This window comes from Yokenella regensburgei (assembly GCF_051486985.1).
Classification (GTDB): Bacteria; Pseudomonadota; Gammaproteobacteria; order Enterobacterales; family Enterobacteriaceae; genus CBFFRJ01.
In genome coordinates this window covers 68,276-90,648 of record NZ_JAHVDV010000011.1, presented here as the reverse complement: position 1 = coordinate 90,648, position 22,373 = coordinate 68,276, and the positions used below count along the sequence as shown (strand labels likewise).

The 22,373-nt window shown below is 55.5% G+C and carries 18 protein-coding genes; 4 read left to right on the top strand and 14 right to left on the bottom strand.

From position 1 onward, the window contains the following. Positions 1-16 precede the first annotated feature (16 nt). The 5 genes from KXR87_RS10175 to acs all read right to left on the bottom strand — a co-directional run bounded on the left by KXR87_RS10175 (position 17) and on the right by acs (position 6,804). The gene (locus KXR87_RS10175) at positions 17-931 is read right to left on the bottom strand and encodes a LysR family transcriptional regulator (RefSeq protein ID WP_437432178.1); all 915 of its coding nucleotides are present in this window, start codon (positions 929-931) and stop codon (positions 17-19) included. A 224-nt stretch (positions 932-1,155) separates the two neighbouring features. Continuing rightward, positions 1,156-2,454, bottom strand: coding sequence for a Gfo/Idh/MocA family protein (locus KXR87_RS10170; RefSeq protein WP_437432144.1), 1,299 nt, complete (start codon positions 2,452-2,454; stop codon positions 1,156-1,158). Between the two features lie 146 nt (positions 2,455-2,600). Continuing rightward, on the bottom strand, positions 2,601-4,259 hold the full coding sequence (gene actP, locus KXR87_RS10165; RefSeq protein WP_437432143.1) for a cation/acetate symporter ActP: 1,659 nt from the start codon (positions 4,257-4,259) through the stop codon (positions 2,601-2,603). Then, positions 4,256-4,570: a DUF485 domain-containing protein gene (locus KXR87_RS10160; RefSeq protein WP_437432142.1), complete on the bottom strand. Its 315-nt coding sequence runs from the start codon at positions 4,568-4,570 to the stop codon at positions 4,256-4,258. Before KXR87_RS10160 ends, actP begins: the two co-directional genes overlap by 4 nt. Positions 4,571-4,845: 275 nt before the next feature. Then, positions 4,846-6,804, bottom strand: coding sequence for an acetate--CoA ligase (gene acs, locus KXR87_RS10155; protein ID WP_437432141.1), 1,959 nt, complete (start codon positions 6,802-6,804; stop codon positions 4,846-4,848). Positions 6,805-7,217: 413 nt separating this feature from the next. Between acs and gltP the strand changes: the two genes are divergently transcribed. Continuing rightward, positions 7,218-8,531: a glutamate/aspartate:proton symporter GltP gene (gene gltP, locus KXR87_RS10150; protein WP_437432140.1), complete on the top strand. Its 1,314-nt coding sequence runs from the start codon at positions 7,218-7,220 to the stop codon at positions 8,529-8,531. A gap of 97 nt (positions 8,532-8,628) precedes the next feature. Here the strand turns inward: gltP and KXR87_RS10145 are convergent, their stop codons facing one another. Together KXR87_RS10145 and fdhF are read right to left on the bottom strand one after the other, a co-directional pair. Next, a complete protein-coding gene (locus KXR87_RS10145; protein ID WP_437432139.1) occupies positions 8,629-8,760 on the bottom strand; it encodes a Hok/Gef family protein in 132 nt (43 codons plus the stop codon). Between the two features lie 489 nt (positions 8,761-9,249). Then, a complete protein-coding gene (gene fdhF / locus KXR87_RS10140) occupies positions 9,250-11,397 on the bottom strand; it encodes a formate dehydrogenase subunit alpha (RefSeq protein WP_437432138.1) in 2,148 nt (715 codons plus the stop codon). Between the two features lie 271 nt (positions 11,398-11,668). On the opposite strand from fdhF, the gene KXR87_RS10135 reads away from it, so the two are divergent. Continuing rightward, a complete protein-coding gene (locus KXR87_RS10135) occupies positions 11,669-12,400 on the top strand; it encodes a response regulator (protein WP_437432137.1) in 732 nt (243 codons plus the stop codon). Positions 12,401-12,404: 4 nt separating this feature from the next. Here the strand turns inward: KXR87_RS10135 and KXR87_RS10130 are convergent, their stop codons facing one another. The 6 genes from KXR87_RS10130 to KXR87_RS10105 all read right to left on the bottom strand — a co-directional run bounded on the left by KXR87_RS10130 (position 12,405) and on the right by KXR87_RS10105 (position 18,654). Beyond that, positions 12,405-13,412, bottom strand: a complete 1,008-nt coding sequence (locus tag KXR87_RS10130) for a carbohydrate kinase family protein (RefSeq protein ID WP_437432177.1) — start codon at positions 13,410-13,412, stop codon at positions 12,405-12,407. Then, positions 13,409-14,269 (bottom strand): ketose 1,6-bisphosphate aldolase, encoded by an 861-nt coding sequence (locus KXR87_RS10125; RefSeq protein ID WP_437432136.1) that lies wholly within the window; start codon positions 14,267-14,269, stop codon positions 13,409-13,411. Before KXR87_RS10125 ends, KXR87_RS10130 begins: the two co-directional genes overlap by 4 nt. Before the next feature lie 11 nt (positions 14,270-14,280). After that, positions 14,281-14,967, bottom strand: a complete 687-nt coding sequence (locus tag KXR87_RS10120; RefSeq protein WP_437432135.1) for a D-lyxose/D-mannose isomerase — start codon at positions 14,965-14,967, stop codon at positions 14,281-14,283. 194 nt (positions 14,968-15,161) lie between these two features. Further along, positions 15,162-16,103 carry an ABC transporter substrate-binding protein gene (locus tag KXR87_RS10115; protein ID WP_437432134.1) on the bottom strand — a complete coding sequence of 314 codons (942 nt, stop codon included), beginning with the start codon at positions 16,101-16,103 and terminating at the stop codon, positions 15,162-15,164. Positions 16,104-16,142: 39 nt separating this feature from the next. Continuing rightward, positions 16,143-17,141 (bottom strand): ABC transporter permease subunit, encoded by a 999-nt coding sequence (locus KXR87_RS10110; RefSeq protein ID WP_437432133.1) that lies wholly within the window; start codon positions 17,139-17,141, stop codon positions 16,143-16,145. Then, positions 17,134-18,654, bottom strand: a complete 1,521-nt coding sequence (locus tag KXR87_RS10105; RefSeq protein ID WP_437432132.1) for a sugar ABC transporter ATP-binding protein — start codon at positions 18,652-18,654, stop codon at positions 17,134-17,136. Before KXR87_RS10105 ends, KXR87_RS10110 begins: the two co-directional genes overlap by 8 nt. 336 nt (positions 18,655-18,990) lie before the next feature. Between KXR87_RS10105 and KXR87_RS10100 the strand changes: the two genes are divergently transcribed. After that, the gene (locus tag KXR87_RS10100; protein ID WP_437432131.1) at positions 18,991-21,555 is read left to right on the top strand and encodes an ATP-binding protein; all 2,565 of its coding nucleotides are present in this window, start codon (positions 18,991-18,993) and stop codon (positions 21,553-21,555) included. Positions 21,556-21,640: 85 nt separating this feature from the next. Further along, complete coding sequence (gene yjdP / locus KXR87_RS10095) at positions 21,641-21,964, top strand: DDRRRQL repeat protein YjdP (RefSeq protein ID WP_437432130.1); 324 nt, start codon at positions 21,641-21,643, stop codon at positions 21,962-21,964. Between the two features lie 7 nt (positions 21,965-21,971). Here the strand turns inward: yjdP and KXR87_RS10090 are convergent, their stop codons facing one another. Then, positions 21,972-22,307: a zinc ribbon domain-containing protein YjdM gene (locus KXR87_RS10090; RefSeq protein WP_437432129.1), complete on the bottom strand. Its 336-nt coding sequence runs from the start codon at positions 22,305-22,307 to the stop codon at positions 21,972-21,974. Between the last annotated feature and the right edge of the window lie 66 nt (positions 22,308-22,373).

The window sequence follows — 22,373 nt, the reverse complement described above, 5'->3', positions numbered from 1 at the left end:
CCCGGTAACGAGACGCTTACCGGGCTGTGGCGTCAAAGACCGTTGTGGTCGTGTTCAGAAAAAATCCCTCGCAGCACGTCAGCCACGCTCTGGCGCTGTGTGATAAGTAAACGCCGTCGCGCCAGATCAACCCCAACCGCCAGCGCAAATCGCTCTCCAGTGGAACCCAGTTTAGCGTCTGCCTGTCGAGACGCTGACAGATTGGCTCAGGCAAAATAGCAATGCCCACGCCAGCCTGCACCATCGCGGCAAGAAAATCCCACTGCCCGCTGCGTACCGCAATTTGCGGTTTCACACCATGTTCACTGAAGAGCTGATTAAGCTGGCGGCTTAAGGCGAAATCCTCGTTGTAGATGAGCAGCGGGTGGTCGGCAAGCAGTGCCGGCGTAATGGATTTCATGGTGTGCCACTCACCGGAACGCGGCGTCAGCACACAGAGCGGATGGCTGAACAGGGGGAGGGCGGCAAGGCCGCTGTCCGACGCTACCGGCAGGGCCGTCATGGCGACATCAAGCTCCCCATTAATGACAGCCTGCTGCACCGATAAGCCACCAAACTCAGCAATTTTCAGCTCGACCCCTGGATAGCGTTGGCGAAATAAACCGATGGGACCCGCCATTAACATGCCAACCATCGGGGGAATACCCAGGCGCAGCACGCCGCTGTTCAGCGCGTTGATATCACCCAGTTCGTCCTCCAGCTGGCGAAATTCAGTAAGAATTGCCAGGCCACGTTCGAACACCACCCGTCCGGTATCAGTGAGCAATAATTTGCGCCCGTCACGAATAAGCAGTGTGCAGTTAAGTTCATCCTCAAGGTTTTTAAGCATCTTGCTGATGGTAGGCTGCGTGACGAATAAGCGCTCCGCTGCGCGCGTGAAACTTTGCTGGCGCACCACCTCGACAAAATAACGCAGCGTTCGGATATCCATCATTATTCCTTAAGACCCTGCCTGCAATGAGTTTAATGTATTTCTGAACGCAGCGGTGGCACTCTGTACGCGGCCTCTGTCTCATTTGTGCAAGAAATAGTGATGAAAATAACCTGAGTCTCCTCAGTGTCTGCAGGTAATAAAAAACGCATCGCTGCCGGCTGCATAAAACCCCATAAAGCCCAACAAAAAAATAGCGCGGAGTGACCCGCGCTGCTCATTCTCTATTGCTGCTTTCTGAGGCGCGACACCAGTTCAAATTCGCTGAAATTGACCGGGCGCTGTTGCTGCATTGACAGATTTCCCGCAATGCCGGTCAGAATAGACATGGCCCCTGCCCGGTGGTCGGCCGCGCGCTGAAGCGGATCATGGCCTGGCGTGCCGAACAGGTCGGCGAGCATCGCGTTATCGCCGCCGCCATGACCCCCTTCACCCAGGGTAAAATCCGCCTCCCAGGCGGGCGCAAACATCGGGAATACCGTAATATTGCAGGACTCCAGACTACCCTCGTCAGCGCGCGCGCCTCCGGCGTTAACGTAGGATTTTTCAACGATTTTCATCTCAAGTCGCCCAAGACTGCCGTTAAACACCACGTTCAGTCCCTCCCAGGGCAAGTACGTATTCAGCGAATAACTGAGCTGGCACTGGTTCTGGTATTTCACCAGTACTGAGAGCGTATCTTCGATGGTGATCCCATCGCTGAATACGCTCTGATCGCGCCAGTAGTTATCCTCATGTTCTGCATCGAGATAGAGCGCTTTGAGCTGCGGATTTTCCTCCATATGCAGCGCGAAAGGGTCATTTTTCGCCGCCGGATAGCCGTGAGCCCGTGGATAAAAGTCGGTAACGCCACGCTTTTCCGCATTCTCTTTACCATAAAAACGGAGCGCCCCTTCGGCGTAAACCCGCTGCGGGTAACTATCAAGCCAGAAGTTCATCAGATCGAAATGGTGAGTGGATTTGTGGACCAGCAGGCCGCCGCTGTTGCGTTTCTCCCGGTGCCAGCGACGGAAATAATCTGCACCGTGCTCGGTATTCAGTAGCCATTCGAAATGGACAGAGTAAACCTCGCCAATGGCACCGCTCATTAACAGTTCGCGCACTTTACTGTGGTGAGGCGCATAGCGGTAATTGAAGGCCACACGCACGGTATGGCCGGTCTCTTCAATGGCATCGAGAATACGCAGGGCGCGTTTTTCATCAATGGTCATCGGTTTTTCGGTTATAACATCGCAGCCTGCTTTCAGCGCCCGCACAATATAATCATCATGCGTGCGGTCCATCGTGGTGACAATAATAATATCCGGGCGCGTTTCATGGATCATCGCTTCAAATTGCCCGGCAGGCCAGGTCGAAACCGGCTCTGCGCCTTCTTTTGTTAATAAGGTATTGGCATACTGCATTCGCGTCTGATTGGTATCACAAAAGGCGACCATCCGCGCATTCTCTTTCCACTGCCCCCCGATGGCGGCAATATAAAGCCCGGCACGTCCCCCTGTACCCACAAGAGCATATTTCTTCATAGCATCCTCTTTGACTCAATGAATAAGCGTATCTAAGTAATAAAACAATGTTTCAGTTTGCTTGTTTACTGTAACGCTACGGCTGAGGATGGATACTGTGCGGGGAGAAAAATGTGATCCCCGGCCAGAATGACCGGGGAGTGTGATTAATGCGCGCGACCTTGATCGATGCCAATACCCGTTTGCGAACGGATAAACTGCGCACGGAACTGCTCGCGTTCACGCAGCCCTTCGGCGGTATTATCGGTAATTGAGAAGATCCAGATACCAATAAAGGCCACGGCGATGGAGAAGAGTGCCGGATATTCATAAGGGAATATCGGAGCGGCATTACCCAGGATCTTCACCCAAATGGTCGGGCCCAGCACCATCAGAATAACCGCGGTCAAAAGCCCCAGCCAGCCGCCAATCATTGCGCCACGGGTGGTCAGTTTGGACCAGTACATGGAGAGCAGAATGATCGGGAAGTTACAGCTGGCAGCAATGGAGAACGCCAGGCCTACCATGAAGGCAATATTCTGATTTTCAAACAGAATACCCAGAAGAATGGCGACGACACCCAGCACCAGCACGGTAATTTTCGACACTCTCAGCTCATCACGTTCGGTTGCCCCTTTACGGAACACGTTAGCATAGAGGTCATGAGACACCGCCGAAGCACCTGCCAGCGTGAGGCCGGCCACTACCGCCAGAATGGTGGCGAAGGCTACGGCTGAGATAAAGCCAAGGAACAGGTTACCGCCCACGGCGTTCGCCAGATGGACAGCGGCCATGTTGTTGCCGCCAATCAATGCACCTGCCGCATCTTTAAAGGCCGGATTCGCCCCCACCAGCATGATGGCACCAAAGCCGATGATAAAGGTCAGGATGTAGAAGTAGCCCATAAAACCGGTGGCATAAAAGACGCTTTTACGCGCCTCACGTGCATCACTCACCGTGAAGAAGCGCATCAGAATGTGTGGCAGACCTGCCGTACCGAACATCAGACCCAGCCCCAGAGACAAGGCGGATATAGGATCTTTCACCAGCCCTCCCGGGCTCATAATGGCAGACCCTTTGGGGTGTACCGCCATCGCTTCGGTGAAAAGGTTATTGAAGCTAAAGCCAACGTGTTTCATCACCATAAAGGCCATAAAGGTGGCGCCAAACAGCAGCAGCACGGCTTTGATGATCTGCACCCAGGTGGTAGCGAGCATGCCACCGAAGAGTACATACATCACCATCAGCACACCCACCAGCACCACGGCAACATGGTAGTTCAGGCCGAACAGCAGCTGAATGAGCTTACCGGCACCCACCATCTGTGCGATGAGGTAAAGCGCGACCACCACCAGCGAGCCGCAGGCAGAGAGTGTGCGAATCGGCCCCTGTTTCAGGCGGTAGGAGGCGACGTCAGCAAAGGTGTAGCGACCAAGATTACGCAGACGTTCGGCAATCAGAAACAGAATGATAGGCCAGCCCACCAGGAAGCCCAGTGAGTAGATGAGCCCGTCATACCCGGAAGTAAAGACCAGCGCGGAGATGCCGAGAAACGACGCCGCCGACATATAGTCTCCGGCAATCGCCAGGCCGTTCTGAAAGCCGGTAATATTGCCGCCCGCCGTATAATAGTCGCTACGGGTGCGGGTACGTTTTGAAGCCCAGTATGTGATACCGAGCGTGAACGCCACGAAAATCACAAACATAATGATCGCCTGCCAGTTGGTTGGCTGACGCTGCACAGCTCCGGTGAGCGCATCCGCCGCCTGAGAGGCGAAAGAGGTGACGAGAAGTGGGGCGGCGAGCGCCATCAAAAAACGTTTCATGGTGCTTTTACCTCTTGCAGAACCGCTCTGTTCAGACGATCAAACTCGCCGTTGGCACGCCAGACGTAAACGCCGGTGAGAATAAATGAAATCAGGATCACACCCACGCCAATCGGAATACCGCGCGTGATGCTACTGCCGTCGGAAATCGGTGTCCCGAGCCAGCCAGGGGCGAAAGCGATAAGCAGAATAAAGCTGACGTAAATCACCAGCATAATAAGCGACAATATGGTGGCAAACCGTTGCCTTTTTTCGACTAACTCCCTGAAATGCGCGTTGTTTTCAATCCGTTGATAAATGGTGTCATTCATCACAGAGTCTCCAGAGGTATCCCCTTCGTCTTTCGCGCCGCAGGTGCGTTGGCTGCGCTCGTTACTCGGCCCATCCCTGGGCCTCGCCCCTGACGGGGCCGTTACAAGTAACGTTCAAATCTGTTCCATACAGATTTGTCACCCCAGTCACATAGTTCACTATGCTCCTGAGGATGTGCTCGCTTGCCGCCTTCCTGCAACACAAAATCCTTTGGGGAGGGGTTTTTTATATTATTCCCTCCCCCGGATGGGAGAGGGGTAGGGTGAGAATAACGTTACGATGGCATGGTGATGGCCTGCTTCTCTTCGAGCAGTTTGTCCACGACACCAGGATCGGCCAGAGTGGATGTATCGCCCAAATTGCTGGTATCTCCGGCGGCAATCTTGCGCAGAATGCGGCGCATGATCTTGCCTGAGCGGGTTTTGGGTAACGAGTCGGTCCAGTGCAGCACGTCCGGCGTCGCCAGCGGGCCAATCTCTTTACGCACCCAGTTACGGACCTCAGTGTAGAGCGCAGGGGTCGGCTCTTCTCCGTGGTTCAGCGTGACATAGGCGTAGATAGCCTGGCCTTTAATATTGTGCGGAATACCGACCACCGCGGCTTCGGCGATTTTCGGGTGAGAGACCAGCGCTGACTCAATCTCGGCGGTGCCCAGACGGTGTCCGGAGACGTTCAGCACATCATCCACGCGACCGGTTATCCAGTAATAACCATCGTCGTCACGACGTGCGCCGTCGCCACTGAAGTACATGTTTTTGAAGGTGGAGAAGTAGGTCTGCTCAAAACGGTCATGGTCGCCAAAGAGCGTGCGGGCCTGTCCCGGCCAGGAGTCGACAATCACCAGGTTACCCTCGGTCGCTCCTTGCTGGGGATTCCCTTCGTTATCCACCAGCGCAGGCTGCACACCGAAGAACGGACGCGTCGCGGAACCGGCTTTCAGCTGGGTAGCGCCGGGCAGCGGCGTTATCATGAACCCCCCGGTTTCGGTCTGCCACCAGGTGTCCATCACCGGGCATTTTTCGTTGCCGATTTTTTTCCAGTACCACTCCCAGGCTTCCGGGTTGATTGGCTCGCCCACGGACCCGAGAATGCGCAGTGAAGAACGGTCAGTCCCTTCAATCGCTTTGTCGCCTTCGGCCATCAGGGCGCGAATCGCGGTCGGTGCGGTGTAAAGAATATTCACCTTGTGCTTATCGACCACCTGGCTCATGCGTGCCGGGGTTGGCCAGTTTGGTACGCCCTCAAACATCAGCGTGACCGCGCCACAGGCCAGCGGCCCGTACAGCAGGTAGCTGTGTCCGGTGACCCAGCCGACGTCGGCGGTACACCAGTAGACATCGCCATCATGATAGTCGAAGACATATTTAAAGGTGCTTGCGGCATACACCAGATAGCCGGCAGTGGTGTGCAGCACCCCTTTCGGCTTGCCGGTTGAACCCGAGGTATAAAGGATAAACAACGGATCTTCCGCATTAACTTCAACCGGCTGGTGCTCGTCGCTGGCGGTTGCAGTCAGCGCATCCCACCACAGGTCGCGGCCTTCATGCCACTCAATGTTGCCGCCGGTACGCTTGAGTACAACCACATGTTCAACGGTTTTGACGCTTGGGTTTTTCAGCGCATCATCGACGTTCTTTTTCAGCGGAATGCTGCGTCCTGCGCGTACCCCTTCATCGGCGGTTATCACCAGCCGTGAACTGGAATCCACGATGCGCCCGGCAACGGCTTCGGGTGAGAAGCCGCCGAAGATAACCGAGTGAACCGCACCGATGCGCGCGCAGGCGAGCATGGCGACGGCAGCTTCAGGCACCATCGGCATATAAATAGCCACGACATCGCCTTTTTTGATGCCAAGATCCACCAGTACATTGGCAAAGCGGCAGACGTCACGGTGCAGTTCGCGGTAAGTGATGTTTTTACTTTGCGTCGCATCATCACCTTCCCAAATAATCGCGGTCTGATCGCCACGCGTGGAAAGGTGTCTGTCCAGGCAGTTAGCCGCAAGGTTAAGCGTGCCGTCTTCATACCATTTAATTGAAATATTGCCTGGCGCGAAGGAGGTATTTTTTACCTTCTGATAAGGTTTAATCCAGTCAAGGATTTTACCCTGCTCGCCCCAGAACGCATCCGGGTCGGTGACCGATTGCTGATATTTCGCCTCGTACTGCTCCGGATTAATCAGGCAACGCTCCGCAATATTTGCGGGAATATCGTGTTTATGGATTTGGCTCATGGCTTTTGCTCTCCTTGTAGGATGTTAATGATATGTCACATAAACGTTAATTGTAGGGGCTTTGCCGGCTTTGTTTATTATTTGCGCGACAGATCACGCATTAATGAACAGGTTGAAAAATGGGCAAATGAAACTTTGCAGGGAAATAATTACCCGTGGGCATTATCTAAAATAGGCGCAAAAAAAGCGGTTTCATAACAAATAGTTATGCACGATAAATGGTATAAAAATGCGGTTTTAAACAAAAAATCAGTCAATACCCCTTCTGGTAAAGGGTTGCACGTTACACCCTGCAAATGGTACTGATAACGCGCGTTAAAAAACCCCGTAAGAGCGTGTGACGCTAACCATACCCTTTCCCTATGAGTCGTTCCCCGGTCGGGAAAGTCGCTTTATTGAGGATCTCTGCAGTTATGAAAACATTGAAAGTCAGCCTGGCCTGGCAGATTTTGCTGGCCCTGGTGCTGGGTATTCTTCTGGGCAGCTATCTGCATTACCAGAGCGACAGCCGTGAATGGCTTATCGCGAATCTTCTGTCTCCGGCAGGGGATATCTTTATCCACTTAATTAAAATGATTGTGGTGCCCATTGTTATTTCCACGCTGGTTGTCGGTATTGCCGGTGTCGGTGATGCGAAACAACTGGGGCGAATTGGCCTGAAAACCATTCTCTATTTCGAAGTGATCACCACGGTTGCTATCGTGCTGGGTATTACGCTGGCGAATGTGTTCCAGCCAGGTACGGGCATCGATATGACGCAACTGGCATCGGTGGATATTTCGAAATATCAGAGCACGACGGCCGAGGTGCAAAGTCATGCTCATGGCCTGATGGGGACGATTCTCTCCCTGGTGCCGACCAATATCGTGGCCTCAATGGCAAAAGGCGATATGCTGCCGATCATCTTCTTCTCGGTATTGTTTGGCCTCGGGCTCTCTTCACTGCCTGCCACGCATCGCGAACCGCTGGTGACCGTATTCCGCTCTATTTCAGAAACCATGTTTAAAGTTACCCATATGGTGATGCGCTATGCGCCGGTTGGGGTATTTGCGTTAATTTCCGTGACGGTCGCCAACTTTGGTTTCGCCTCTTTGTGGCCGCTGGCAAAGCTGGTTATCCTGGTGTATTTCGCGATTCTGTTCTTCGCACTGGTGGTGCTGGGGATCGTGGCGCGTATCTGCAAGCTCAGCATCTGGACGCTTATCCGCATCCTGAAAGAAGAGCTGATTCTGGCCTACTCCACGGCGAGCTCTGAGAGCGTGCTGCCGCGTATCATTGAGAAGATGGAAGCCTACGGTGCCCCGGCGTCAATCACCAGCTTCGTGGTGCCAACCGGTTACTCATTCAACCTCGACGGCTCTACGTTGTACCAGAGTATTGCGGCTATCTTTATTGCCCAGCTGTACGGCATTGATCTGTCGCTCGGCCAGGAGATTATTCTGGTGCTGACCCTGATGGTGACCTCAAAAGGGATCGCGGGTGTGCCGGGGGTATCCTTTGTGGTGCTGCTGGCAACGCTCGGTAGTGTCGGTATCCCGCTGGAAGGTCTGGCGTTTATTGCCGGCGTTGACCGTATCCTTGATATGGCGCGTACCGCACTGAATGTGGTTGGTAATGCGCTGGCTGTGCTGGTTATCGCCAAGTGGGAACACCGCTTCGACAGCAAAAAAGCACAGGCTTACGAGCGTGAAATGCTCGGTAAGTTTGAAAAAACCGCCGACCAGTAATCTTTGCTCCGCCCTCACCATAATGAGGGCGGAGAAAAATTGGGTGCATTAAGAACCTCACTTCCAAATAAGTCGGGCGAGTTTCCCCGCCCGAGAGTTAACCTAACGAACAGGCTAATTTCGCTACTACCTCCTGATTCTCTCCACGAATATATAATTCGCACAGTTTCCCACGATGAATAAATGAAAACGTCAGGATCGTCAGACACACGATAATAAGAATGGCCAACGTCTATTTTAATGGCTCCATGCCTAATACTCCTTGTAAAAAAAGGGTACGAGGCCACTCTCAACTTGTTTGGAGTTGAGGTAGAGTAGCCTCGGGTTATTGGAAACTAGCCCTGGGCTTTTCCACTCTCTGACCTTCAACAATAATGCTCAAGACCAGAAAGCCTTAAGCACCGCGACGTATAACATTCAATTTCATATACCCGTCATACTTCAAGCTGCATGTGCGTTGGCTCTCCTCACTCACCCCAGTCACTTACTGGAGTAAGCTCCTGGGGATTCGCTGCGTTGCCGCCTGCCTGCAACTCGAATTATTTAGGGTGTTAAAATAAAGACAAAGCAGAATGTAATTTCGTTGCATTTATTCCATGTTCATGGAATAACACTCGCAAAAGAGCTATTTAATATTTATATAATGAATTAATTATTGGTGGAAATAAAACGGCGCAGGGACTAAATCCTCTGCGCCTTTTATTCTTTACCGAAGGTATTACCCCATCGCGCTTTCGCGCAAGCGGGATTTCAGCTTAGTATACTCATCAATGACGTACTGTTCCGCGGCACGCTGGTCGGCAATAGGTTCAATATTGACGGCACAGTATTTGTACTCCGGCGTTTTGGTAATCGGACTGAGGTTCTCGGTCACCAGCTCATTGCAGGCACCAATCCACCACTGGTAGGTCATATACACAGCTCCTCTGTTCGGGCGCTCACTGACCTGTGCACGGGTGATAATCCGCCCTTTACGTGAGTTCACCCACACCAGGGCTTCATCCTCAATACCAAGGCGCACGGCATCGGCGACGTTGATTTGCGCATAGCCGGGTTCATCCGCCAGGGCAGAAAGTGCGGCACAGTTACCGGTCATCGAACGGCAGGAGTAGTGGCCGACTTCACGCACGGTAGAGAGCACCATCGGATATTCGTCAGTGAGTTTATCGACAGGTGCCACCCAGTCGCAGGTGAAGAACTTCGCAAGGCCGGTATCGGTGTCGAACTTCTCTTTAAAGAGATACGAGGTACCCTGATCGGCATCCGAGGTGTCACGACACGGCCACTGGATGTAGCCCAGTTCACCCATTTTTTCATAGGTGGCACCGTAGAATTCCGGGCAGAGGTGACGCAATTCGTCCCAGATGTCCTGCGTGTTGTGGTAATGCATCGGATAACCCATGCGGGTGGCAATCTCACTGATAATCTGCCAGTCCGTTTTCAGATCCCACTGCGGTTCCACTGCCTTAAAGAAGCGCTGGAAGCCACGGTCAGCCGCCGTGTACACCCCTTCATGTTCGCCCCATGACGTTGAGGGTAAAATGACATCCGCTGCCGCCGCGGTTTTGGTCATGAAGATATCCTGCACGATGACCAGCTCCAGATCCTCAAACGCCTTACGCACGGCGGAGAGCTCTGCGTCTGTCTGCAGCGGATCTTCTCCCATAATGTAAGCCGCACGCACGTCACCGTGCGCCGCGCGGTGTGGCAGTTCGCTGATGCGATAGCCAGTATGTGCAGGCAGGCTTTCCACGCCCCAGGCCCTGGCGAATTTATCGCGGTGGGCCTGCTCTTTCACGAACTGATAGCCGGGGAAGGTATCCGGCAGTGCTCCCATATCGCAGGCGCCCTGGACGTTATTCTGACCACGTACCGGGTTAACCCCGACATGGGGTTTGCCGAGGTTGCCGGTCAGCATGGCGAGACTGGTCAGCGAGCGCACGGTCTCCACCCCCTGGTAAAACTGGGTGACGCCCATGCCCCAAAGAATGGTGGCATTTTTCGCCCCGGCATACAGACGCGCCGCGTTACGGATCTCCGTTGCCTGCACGCCCGTAATCTCTTCTACCGCCTCAGGTGTATAGCCTTCGACGATTTTTTTATACTCATCAAAGCCTTGTGTGCGTGACGCCACAAATGCCTGGTCGTAAAGCTTTTCTGCAATAATGACGTGTCCGAGCGCATTCAGCAGCGCAATATTGGAGCCGTTTTTCAGCGCCACGTGCATATCCGCAATGCGCGCGGTTTCAATTTTCCGCGGATCGCAGACGATGATTTTTGCCCCGTTCTGTTTTGCGCGAATCACATGATTAGCGACGATGGGGTGGGAATCTGCCGGGTTGTAGCCAAAGATGAACACAAGATCCGTGTTATCGATTTCATTAATGGCATTGCTCATTGCGCCATTGCCGACCGACTGGTGCAGACCTGCAACCGAGGGGCCGTGTCAGACGCGTGCGCAACAGTCGACGTTATTAGTACCAATAACGGCGCGCGCAAATTTTTGCATGATGTAGTTGGTTTCGTTACCCGTGCCCCGTGACGAGCCGGTCGTCTGAATCGCATCCGGGCCATACTTCGCTTTAATGGCGCTCAGGCGGCTGGCGACGTACTCCAGGGCTTCGTCCCAGCTAACGGACTCCAACTTGCCGCCACGCTCACGACGGAGCATAGGGGTTTTCAGGCGAGGAGTGAGGATCTGGGTGTCGTTGATAAAATCCCAGCCGTAATAGCCTTTCAGACACAGCGTACCCTGGTTGGTTTTACCCTGCGCCGCTTCCGCCCGAACGATTTTGCCGTTATCCACCACCAGGTTTATTTTGCAACCTGAGGCGCAGTAGGGGCAAACCGTGACGACTTTTTTCATCGCTATCGCTCCAGTTAAGAAAAAGCGCGCTTTCGCGCCATCACACCCATTATGCATCATCTAAGCCATGCTGCTTTTGTGGGTATTGCCGGATCTTAAGCCCAATTTCTGTTCAAAATGCTGACGACGGGCAGGATGTCGTCAGATTTGACGTGACCACAGGGAAGGGGGATGTGACGGTGATTATAAAAACAGCATTAATTCACCGCCGTTATGCATCCGCCAAATAAAATAAAGCAGAATAGGTAAACTTTCCTGACGGATGCGGACGATGAAACCTGCAATTCTGATAGTGGATGACGATCTGGCGGTGTGTGAACTGCTGAACGATGTGCTCAGCGAGCATGTCTTTACCGTTCTCGTTTGCCATAACGGGCTGGATGCTATCGCGGCGGTAGCGCGTCATCCGGAGATAGCGCTGGTGTTGCTGGACATGGTTCTGCCGGACATCAACGGATTGATGGTGTTACAACAACTGCAAAAGCAGCGCCCGGCGCTGCCCGTCATTATGTTGACAGGCCTCGGCAGTGAGTCCGATGTGGTGGTGGGGCTGGAAATGGGGGCCGACGACTATATTGGTAAACCCTTCAATGGCCGCGTACTGGTGGCACGGGTCAAAGCCGTCATGCGGCGAACCGGTGCGCTGGCGACAGAAGCGGCAAACGTGAAGGTGGCTGGTTTCAGTTTTAACGGCTGGCATCTCGACCCGGCACGCTGCGCCTTACAGGATCCCCGGCAGCAGACCGTGGCGCTGACCCAGGGCGAGTACAGTCTGCTGCTGGCGCTGGTGCAAAATGCGCGCCGTGTCCTGAACCGGGAGCAGTTACTGGAACTCACGCACAGTGAAAGTATCGAGGTGTTTGATCGCACCATCGATGTCTTGATTATGCGCCTGCGGCGTAAGATCGAAATCAATCCACACCAGCCCGCGCTCATTAAAACCATTCGCGGCATCGGCTATGTGTTTGCCGCTGACGTGGCCGACAATAATAAAGCGGCGTAACAGGCTACGCCGCATCCGTTAACTCTGCTTTAAGCTCCTCCAGCGTCTTCGCACCATCAATAGCGTTGGCGCATAACAGGCTGGCGCGGGCACACGCATGGGCCAGTTGAATGCTTTGCACCAGCGACCAGCGTTCATGGCAGCCGTACAACAGGCCCGCGCAGAACGCATCTCCCGCCCCCACGCTACCGACAATCTCTTCCTGTCTGAGCAGTCGTGATGCCACCCACTGGCCCTCGCTGCCGGCCTGCAATCCCCATGCGCCTTCCGGGCAATGAATGACCACACGCTGTTTCACACCGGCGTTCATTAGTTGGGTCGCGGCCAGGGAGATATGGTCGATATGGGGCGCATCGTCAGCTGTTCGCATCTCAAGCCCGCTAAACTCGCCCGCCTCCAGCTCATTAATCACCAGATAATCAAGATGCGGCAGGCAGGGAACGACCAGCGGCTGATAGCGCGGGTCGCCCTTGCGGGAGACCAAATCAAGGGACGTTTCATAACCCTGCTCGCGCATCTGCGCCAGCAGGCGCGCGCTGCGGGTGCCATATTCTTCATCCGGCAGATCGAGACTGTCGAGCAGCAGCAGGTAGCCAAGATGGAAGATTTTCAGGGTGGTGTCGAGACGGTCAAACGCGGGCAGATCCAGCAGGCGATTTGCCCCTGGCGAGTGGAAGAAGGTGCGCTGTCCGGTAGGGTCGGTCATCACCTGCGACATTGACGTGGGCGCCACGGTGGTGCGCTGCACGTGCTGGCGATTAACGTGGTACTGCTCCAGCATCGCCATAATATAATCACCGTCGTTATCCTCGCCCACAAGCCCCACGGCCTGAAGCGGCATACCGGTATGCATTTTTGCCAGCGTCAGCAGCACGTTAAGTGGCGCGCCGCCGGTGGAGCGTTCGCTCTGCGTGATCTCCGCCAGCCAGCCACGCTCCGGCCACTGCACAATCTGATGCACATGATCGACCAGCATATTTCCGGCGGCGATAATCCCCTGGCGCGCCATCAGCATTGCCCCGCACTGCCAAAGGTGCGCATCTGCGTGGCGACGGTATCGGTAATGGCCTCTTCGATACTCAACAATAACTGGGCGAACTCGTCATACACCGGCTGGCGATCGGCCATCCGCGCTTCGATGGTATCGAGTGCTGCCTGAGACATGCCGGTGTAGAAATTAATCTTATGGATGCCGAGCGAGATGGCGCGACGGAAATCCGCATCGCTGATCCCGGAGCCACCGTGCAGCACCAGCGGCAGGCCGGTTTGCTGACGAATCTCATCCAGCCGCGTGAAGTCGAGTCTGGGCTCCCCTTTGTATTTGCCATGAGCGTTACCGATGGCCACCGCCAGGGCATCAATGCCGGTGCGATCGACAAAGTCGCGCGCAAGGGCCGGGTCGGTAAAGAAGGCCTCATCGGCATGGCCGTAAAGTGCGCCGCCCTCATCGCCGCCCACGGCGCCCAGTTCAGCCTCCACCGACACGCCCACCGCATGACACATCTTCACCACTTCCCGCGTCTGGCGAATATTCTCCTCGTACTCCAGCGTTGAGCCGTCGAACATCACCGAGCTGAAACCAAGCCGCAGCGCGCGCACCACCGATTCGAAATGCAGGCCGTGGTCGAGGTTGAGCACCACCGGGATGTCGCTGCGCATGGCCTCAAACTTTACCGCTTCCACCAGCGAGTCGAGGGAGACATATTTAAAATGGACTTCGGCAATATTAATAATAAACGGCGAACGTTCCTGTTTTGCCGCCGCAAACAGGGCGCGCAGGAAATGAGAGTCGAGCACGTTAAAAGCGCCCAGTGCATAGCGGTGCTCACGGGCATGGGTTAAACCTTCAGCAAGCGAAATCAGCGGCATGGGAATCTCCTTTAATCCAGAAACAGACGGTATTCGTTACACAGCACTAACTGTGCGGTTTCGTCTTCCAGAATGTCGTTATAGCGATCCACGGGTGTCAGAAAGTGGTTATCGTGGTCGTCGTCGTTAACCGATGAGACCTCACCGACCAGCACATCACCAAAGCCCGTTTCGCCCCAGAAGCTGTGGTACAGGCCTGGTGTCAGGCAGATGCTTTCTCCGGGGGAGAGCCGCAACTGGCTGCCTGCTGCATGCGTTTGCATGCAGCCATCAATCACCACCGTCACGTCGCTGTTGACGGTCTCTTCTCTGGCACCGGCATTCCACAACTCAATGATGAGATTGCCGCCGCCGCGATTGATGATGTCTTCACGCTTGCGCCAGTGAAAATGCATCGGCGTTACCTGCCCGTCGCGCACGTGCATGATTTTCTCGGCATAGCATTTGGCATAAGGCGTGCCGTTTGGGGAGCCGTTACGCAGGGTAAAAAGCGTGAGCCCCTGGGTGTAAAAATCGGTACTGCCGAAGGCGGTCACATCCCAGCCGAGCTTGAGGTCAAAAACTTCTCGCCAGGCCCCTTTGTCGAGCTGCCGCCATTTAGTGGGCGGGAAACTGGCAAACGGCGGTAAATGCACATCGTGCATTGAAAAGAACTGGCGGGTATGGCCGAGTATTTCGTTGATTTCGGAGCGTTTCATGGCGATCTCCTGATGGCATTTGAGCGCGTTGTGCCCCTCACCCTAACCCTCTCCCCCCAGGGGCGAGGGGATGGTTTGCTCCCTCTCCCACAGGGGCGAGGGGATGGTTTGCTCCCTCTCTCACAGGGGCGAGGGGATGGTTTGCTCCCTCTCCCCTATGGGGAGAGGGCAGGGGTGAGGGGAAGAATCCGCACTTACTTAACCGTCCAGCCCTTGTAGTTCCCGACGTTCTGCTTGTCGATCATCGTCACCGGGATCAGCACCGGCTCTTTTGGCGCCGCTTTACCCTGCAGAATGTCGTAACCGATCTCCACCGCTTTGGCCGCCATGACCTGCGGGTCCTGCGCCGGGGTGGCTACGAACAGGGAGTTTTCACGCTTCAGCGCCTCCTCACCGTCCGGGGAACCATCCACGCCGACGATAAAGAATTCGTTGCGTTGCGCCTGTTTTGCTGCCAGATCGGCCCCGATCGCGGTCGGATCGTTAATCGCAAACACGCCGTCAATTTTCGGATGCGCAGCCAGCAACGAGGTCATGATCTCCAGACCCCCTTCGCGACTGCCTTTGGCGTTTTGGTTATACGAGAGCACTTTGATATCCGGGTGGCGCTTGAATTCAGTCTGGCAGCCTTCCACACGGTTCTGTACGGCGGATACCGGCGGTCCGTTGATGATGACTACGTTGCCTTTGCCTTTCAGGCGATCGGTAATGTACTTACAGGCCATTTCTCCGGCCTGGGTGTTATCGGAGGTAATAGTGGCATCGGCCCCTTCCGCTGCCACGTCAACGGCGACCACCACGATCCCGGCCTCTTTGGCGCGTTTCACCGCCGGACCAATGCCTTTAGAATCGGCGGCATTGAGGATAATCATGTCCACTTTTGCGGCGATGAAGTTATCAATCTGCGCCACCTGCTGGCCCAGATCGTAACCGCTCGACACCAGCGTGACTTTGACGTTATCACCCGCCAGCTTGCGAGCCTCAAGCTCAGCCCCTTTGGTGATTTGCACGAAGAACGGGTTAGCAAGATCGCCCACCGTTACCCCGATGGATTTCAGATCTTTTGCCTGGACAAACGGCGTTGCGACAAGCAGTGCGCCAGCACAGAGCGCGGTGACTAAGGGTTTCAAACGCATGTTCTTTCCTCACGTAGGGTTTTCAGGGAAATATTGTTGTTATGCACTTTGATGATGTCGGGTACGGTATTTATCTATCAGCACTGCAATGATGATCACCGCCCCTTTGATCACCAGTTGCCAGAAGTAGGAGACGCCCATCAGGGTCATGCCGTTATTCAGTGTGGCGATGATTAATGCGCCCACCAGCGTACCGGTGATGGTGCCAATACCGCCGACGAAGCTGGTGCCGCCAAGAATGACCGCCGCGATGGCATCCAGCTCATAGCCTGCTCCAAGATTGCCGTTGGCGCTGTAGAGGCGCGAGGCGCTCATCACTCCGCCGAGGCCAGAGAGCAAACCGCTCATGCCATAGACAAACAGCAGCACCATCCACACTTTGATACCGGTAAGACGGGCGGCCTGCATGTTGCCGCCAACGGCATAAATGTGAACGCCAAGCGTGGTACGCCGCAGGATGAACCAGCAGATGGCAATCACTGCCAGGGCGATTACCACCAGCCACGGCACCGGCCCGAGGTAGTTATTACCAATCCACTCAAAGCCAATACTGGAGTTAATCACCGTGGTGCCATCCGCCAGCAGATAAGCCGCACCGCGCAATGCCGTATAGGTGCCCAGCGTAACAATAAAGGGTGGTAGTCCGGCAAAGGCGACCAGCGCGCCATTAAACAACCCCAGCACCATGCCAAGCATCAGTGCGGCAGGAACTGAGAGCATGGCCAGTTCAGGCATCAGCGACACGACCATCGCCGCCACTGCCGTGGTGCCAAGAATCGACCCCACCGACAGATCGATACCCCCTGTCAGAATGATGAAAGTCATGCCAGCCGCGAGCACGATGTTGATCGAGGCCTGACGGGTAATGTTGAGCAGGTTACTTTCAGTGAAGAAGTTCGGTGCGATAAAGCCAAATACCGCCACAATCAGGATCAGAATGGGTAAAATACCGACCGTTTGCATCAGATCGCCCATCAGCATTTTCTTCGCTGAGGCCGACTTTGGTGTTGAGGCAGAGGTATGTTTAGATTCAGTCATGGTGCACCACCTGATGGGATTCGTTAACGCCGGTTGCCAGCGTCATAATGTTTTCCTGGCTAATCCGCTCGCCTTCCAGCTCGCCGGCAATGCTGCCTTCATGCATCACGTAAACGCGGTCACTCATCCCCACCACTTCCGGCAGTTCGCTGGAAATCATCAGAATGGCGACACCCTGACGCGCCATCTGGCTCATGATGCGGTAGATTTCGCTCTTGGCCCCGACGTCCACACCGCGCGTCGGTTCATCCAGGATGAGTATGCGCGGGCCGATGGCCACCCAGCGGGAGATCAACAGTTTTTGCTGGTTGCCGCCCGACAGGCCTCCCGCCCGCACCTGAGCGTGGGGTACGCGAATATTGAGCAACTTAATGGCGTCATCGGAGATGGACTGCGCTTTTTTGCGGTCGAGCATGCCGTAGTTAGCGTCGCGCTCAATGGTCGCCATGGTGATGTTTTCCTGCGCCGCCAGCTCCAGAAACAGACCCTGCTCTTTGCGGTTCTCGGTGAGAAACCCGATGCCCAAATCAATGGCGGCACGCGGCGAGTGAATCACCACCGGTTCGCCATCAATTTCGATTACCCCACCGGTGGCTTTACGCACGCCAAAAATCAGCTGTGCCAGTTCAGAGCGGCCCGCGCCCACCAGCCCGGCAAGGCCGACGATTTCACCTGAGCGAACCTGCAAACTGACCGGCTGAATTTTGCTGCCGTCGGTGAGGTGATGAATGTTCAGCCGGATGTCGCCTTTGGGGATGTCCCGCTCTTTGTTGAACAGGTCACTGAGTGGGCGGCCCACCATCATGCGTACCAGCTCAGAGGCGTTGAGTTTGTCGCGAGTCAGGCTGCCGACGTACTGCCCGTCACGCAGCACGCTCACCCGGTCAGAGAGCTCATACACTTCTGCCATACGGTGGCTGATGTAGATGATCGCCATTCCTTCGTCACGCAGACGCATGATCAGCTCAAACAGGCGGTGGGTTTCGCGGGAGGAGAGGGCGGCGGTGGGTTCATCCATTACCAGAATACGGCTGTTGCGGTGCAGAGCGCGGGCGATCTCCACCTGCTGCTGCTCAGCGATGGTCAATTTCATTACCAAATCGCTGGCTTTGAATTGTGCGCCGAGCCGGTCAATCACGCTCTGCGCCTGGGCCACCATTTCCCGGCGCTGTACCAGTCCGCCGCGTGAAATTTCGCTGCCGAGGAAGATGTTTTCCGCCACGGTCAGATTGGGGGCGAGCTGCATCTCCTGGTAAATCAGCGTGATGCCGGCCGCCAGCGCGTCTTTTGGCCCTTTAATATGAAACGGCTGACCGTCTATCAGGATCTCACCGCTGGTGGCAGTGTACGCCCCGGCGAGGATTTTCATCAGGGTGCTTTTACCTGCGCCATTTTCACCCATTAAGGCATGGATTTCACCGGCATACACCGTCAGGTCGACCCCTTTTAGCGCATAAAACTTGCCAAACACTTTGGCAATATTGCGCATCTCCAGAACCGGCGTCTTGCTCATTGCTTGCTCCTGCAAGGGTTTGGTTTACGCCAGTCCAACACGGCGAAATAAATGCAAAATGTCATTGGGCATTCATATTTGTCATATTGTTGAATAGTTAACGAAGATCACAGTTACGTAACATGACTTCCTTCACCCTCACCCCAGCCCTCTCCCTGGAAGGGAGAGGGAGAAAACCCGCTCCCGGCGCATTGGGGAGAGGGGGAAAACCAGGCCGCACTGAAGCCTCCTCTGTTCCTGGAAGGGAGGGGGGAAAAACCAGACCGCACCGAAGCGTCCCCTCGCACCTCCGGGGAGAGGGTCAGGGTGAGGGGAACACAGACACCGGAGCCCGCTATGCCTTATCGGCACAACTCGTTCTTCGCCAGCGCCCGTGGGCGACTGCTGTTCTTTAACCTCTTGGTGATGGCCGTGACCCTGATGGTCTGTGGCGTGGCGGTATTGGGTTTTCGCCATGCCAGCCAGATACAGGAACAGGTTCAGCAACAAACCCTGGATGACATGACCGCCAGCATGAATCTGGCGCGGGATACCGCCAACGTTGCCACGGCGGCGGTGCGCTTATCGCAGGTGGTAGGCGCACTGGAGTACAAAGGAGAAGCCGAGCGACTGAAGGCGACACAGACGGCGCTGCAGCGCTCGTTGTCACAACTGGCGCAGGCGCCGCTGGCACGGCTTGAACCTCAGCTTGTCGAGCGGATTACGTCGCGTAGCAACGAACTGGAACAGAGCGTAACGCAAATGCTGGAACGCGGTCAGCGTCGGCACCTTGAGCGCAATACGCTGCTCAGTTCGCTCTATCAAAACCAAAGCTATCTGCGCCACGTACAGCATATCAACCAGCGTGTAGGCGGGGCGCTACCCGATCCCCGGCTGCTCAGTGAGATGGACAGATTGCTGGATGCGGCCATTCGTACCCCTTCACCCACGGCGACGGTGCAGCAACTGACGGCGGTAATGAGACAACTGCCGTCGCAGACAACAAATCCGATGGTCAGCAGCATTGTGGCAGAGTTCAGAACCGAGCTTGGGAAACTCGCTCCGCTATCCGGGCAACTGGAAGAGAGCGATATGGCCATCAACTGGTCGATGTTTCATATCAAAGCGCTGGTAGCCATTCTTAATACCGATATCAATCAATACGTGGCGCAGGTAGCGAGGGCCTCTGAACAACGTACCGCGCAAAGCCATCGTGAGATGCACTCCATCATCATCTTTATCAGCACCTTTGCTCTGCTGGCGCTCATCATCACCGGCTGCGCGGGCTGGTATATCTACCGCAACCTTGGCTCCAACCTGACGGCGATTTCCCGGGCGATGGCGCAACTGGCGCGTGGGGAGGCAGATGTCTCTGTACCTGCGCTGCAACGGCGCGATGAGCTTGGCGAGCTGGCGCGTGCGTTTAACGTTTTTGCCCGCAATACCGCCTCGCTGGAGCACACCTCCCGGCTGCTGAAAGAGAAAAGCACCCAGCTTGAAACCACCTTTCACGCCATGCGCGATGGCTTTGCCCTGTTTGATAACCTCGGCTGTCTCGTGGTCTGGAACCCGCAGTATCCGCTGCTGCTGGGGCTGGATGCGGAGGCGCTGCAACGGGGAATGCATTACCAGAGCCTGCTGCGTCAGGTGGGGGATCTGCCAGGGCATGTGCAGGAGAATTTATCGCGCCTGATGCCCAGGGCCCAGGAGCTACGGCTGGCGGACCACCGCACCATCGAACTACGCTTTAGCCCGGTGCCGGGGCGCGGCATGGTTAACGTGGTGCTGGACCGAACCGAGCGCAAAGGGCTGGAAGAGGCGTTGCTGCATAGTCAGAAAATGAAAGCGGTCGGGCAACTGACCGGCGGGCTGGCCCATGATTTCAACAATCTGCTGGCGGTGATTATCGGTAGCCTTGAACTGGTGAGCCCGGCGTCGCCAGATGCGGTTCGCATCTCCCGTGCGCTCAAAGCGGCTGAACGCGGTGCATTGTTGACCCAGCGCCTGCTGGCGTTCTCCCGTAAACAGTCGTTGCACCCGCATCCGGTCGAGATGCAGCCGCTACTTGAGAACCTGAGTGAACTGATGCGTCACTCGCTGCCAGCATCACTGACCCTCGATATTGAAGCTCAGCAGCCCGCCTGGCCCGCCTGGATTGATGTCGGCCAGCTGGAAAACGCCATTATTAACCTGGTGATGAATGCCCGCGATGCGATGGAAGGGCAGAGTGGGGTGATTAAGATCCGTACCTGGAATCAGCGGGTGACCCGTACCGACGGACGCAGGCAGGATATGGTAGCGCTGGAGGTGATTGACCGGGGATGTGGCATGTCGCAGGAGGTGAAAGCGCGCGTCTTTGAACCGTTCTTTACCACCAAGCAAACCGGCAGCGGCAGCGGTCTGGGGCTGTCGATGGTCTATGGCTTCGTGCGCCAGTCCGGGGGGCGGGTGGAGATCGAAAGTGCGCCCGGGCAGGGGACAACCGTGCGGTTACAGCTCCCACGCGCTTTTGTGCAGGCGGCGGCCCCGCTGGAGCAGGATGCGACTCAGGCGCAGGAGGGTACTGAGAAGCTGATTCTGGTACTGGAAGATGAAGCCGATGTGCGCCAGACCCTGTGTGAACAGCTGCATGAGCTGGGCTATCTGACGCTGGAGGCGGAGAGTGGCGAACAGGCGCTGCAACTGCTGGCGGCGTCGCAGGAGATTGGCATGGTGATAAGCGACTTAATGCTGCCGGGGCGGCTCAGTGGCGCAGAGGTGATCAACTTTGCCCGCCTGCACTACCCGCATCTGCCGTTGTTACTGATAAGCGGGCAGGATTTACGCCCGGCGCACAATCCGGCGCTGCCGGACGTGGAGCTGCTGCGAAAACCCTTTACCCGTGGGCAACTGGCCCAGGCGCTGCGGCGGATTGCGGCGTAAGAGGGCGGCGGTTTGGGATTCCTCCGCTACTCCTTGTGATGACTCTTTAATAAGGTTAAGCCAGTCCAATTCCGAGGCTGGCATTATGAAATCTTATGTAACTCTGCTGCTCGTCAGCACGCTCTCTTTCTCTGCTCCGTTCGCACAGGCGGATATTGTTGATGATGCCATCGGGAATATTCAGCGCGCGATTAATGATGCCTATAATCCGAACGATGCAAACCGCGACGACGAGCAGAGGCGTTATGAAGAGGATCGCCGCCGCAGCGACGATCAAAGCAGACAGTATGAAGAGAGGCGCAGACAGCTGGAAGACCGGCGTGCCCGGCTCGACGACCGTCAGCGCCAGCTCGATCGCGAGCGCCGACAGTTAGACGATGAAGAAAGGCGGCTGGAAGAGCAGTTCTGAAAAGGTATTAGTTCTTTTTAACGAATTCTGATTTCAGCTTCATCGGGCCGAAGCCGTCGATTTTGCAGTCGATATTATGATCGCCTTCAACCAGGCGGATGTTTTTCACCTTGGTCCCAATCTTCAGCATCGACGAGCTGCCCTTTACTTTCAGATCTTTAATCACGGTGACGCTGTCGCCGTCGACCAACAGATTGCCGTTCGCATCTTTCACGATCGGTTCGTCTCCATCCTGCGCGGCTTCGTTGTCATTCCATTCATGAGCGCATTCCGGGCAGATGAACATGCCATTATCTTCATAAACGTATTCAGAATTGCATTGTGGGCAGTTAGGGAGTTGCATGCGGATATCCTCAAAAGTACCTGGACGCTGGAAACAGGCCAGCAAAAAAGGCGGTGTTTTGCCAGA

What these genes read in the sequence shown, in the direction of transcription:
- KXR87_RS10125 (WP_437432136.1), bottom strand. Translation starts at nt 14,269, where the DNA reads ATGCCGCTGATTTCGCTTGCTGAAGGTTTAACCCATGCCCGTGAGCAC.
- KXR87_RS10090 (WP_437432129.1), bottom strand. Translation starts at nt 22,307, where the DNA reads ATGCAACTCCCTAACTGCCCACAATGCAATTCTGAATACGTTTATGAA.
- KXR87_RS10100 (WP_437432131.1), top strand. Translation starts at nt 18,991, where the DNA reads ATGCCTTATCGGCACAACTCGTTCTTCGCCAGCGCCCGTGGGCGACTG.
- KXR87_RS10110 (WP_437432133.1), bottom strand. Translation starts at nt 17,141, where the DNA reads ATGACTGAATCTAAACATACCTCTGCCTCAACACCAAAGTCGGCCTCA.
- KXR87_RS10160 (WP_437432142.1), bottom strand. Translation starts at nt 4,570, where the DNA reads ATGAATGACACCATTTATCAACGGATTGAAAACAACGCGCATTTCAGG.
- KXR87_RS10135 (WP_437432137.1), top strand. Translation starts at nt 11,669, where the DNA reads ATGAAACCTGCAATTCTGATAGTGGATGACGATCTGGCGGTGTGTGAA.
- acs (WP_437432141.1), bottom strand. Translation starts at nt 6,804, where the DNA reads ATGAGCCAAATCCATAAACACGATATTCCCGCAAATATTGCGGAGCGT.
- actP (WP_437432143.1), bottom strand. Translation starts at nt 4,259, where the DNA reads ATGAAACGTTTTTTGATGGCGCTCGCCGCCCCACTTCTCGTCACCTCT.
- KXR87_RS10120 (WP_437432135.1), bottom strand. Translation starts at nt 14,967, where the DNA reads ATGAAACGCTCCGAAATCAACGAAATACTCGGCCATACCCGCCAGTTC.
- KXR87_RS10170 (WP_437432144.1), bottom strand. Translation starts at nt 2,454, where the DNA reads ATGAAGAAATATGCTCTTGTGGGTACAGGGGGACGTGCCGGGCTTTAT.
- KXR87_RS10115 (WP_437432134.1), bottom strand. Translation starts at nt 16,103, where the DNA reads ATGCGTTTGAAACCCTTAGTCACCGCGCTCTGTGCTGGCGCACTGCTT.
- gltP (WP_437432140.1), top strand. Translation starts at nt 7,218, where the DNA reads ATGAAAACATTGAAAGTCAGCCTGGCCTGGCAGATTTTGCTGGCCCTG.
- KXR87_RS10105 (WP_437432132.1), bottom strand. Translation starts at nt 18,654, where the DNA reads ATGAGCAAGACGCCGGTTCTGGAGATGCGCAATATTGCCAAAGTGTTT.
- KXR87_RS10175 (WP_437432178.1), bottom strand. Translation starts at nt 931, where the DNA reads ATGGATATCCGAACGCTGCGTTATTTTGTCGAGGTGGTGCGCCAGCAA.
- yjdP (WP_437432130.1), top strand. Translation starts at nt 21,641, where the DNA reads ATGAAATCTTATGTAACTCTGCTGCTCGTCAGCACGCTCTCTTTCTCT.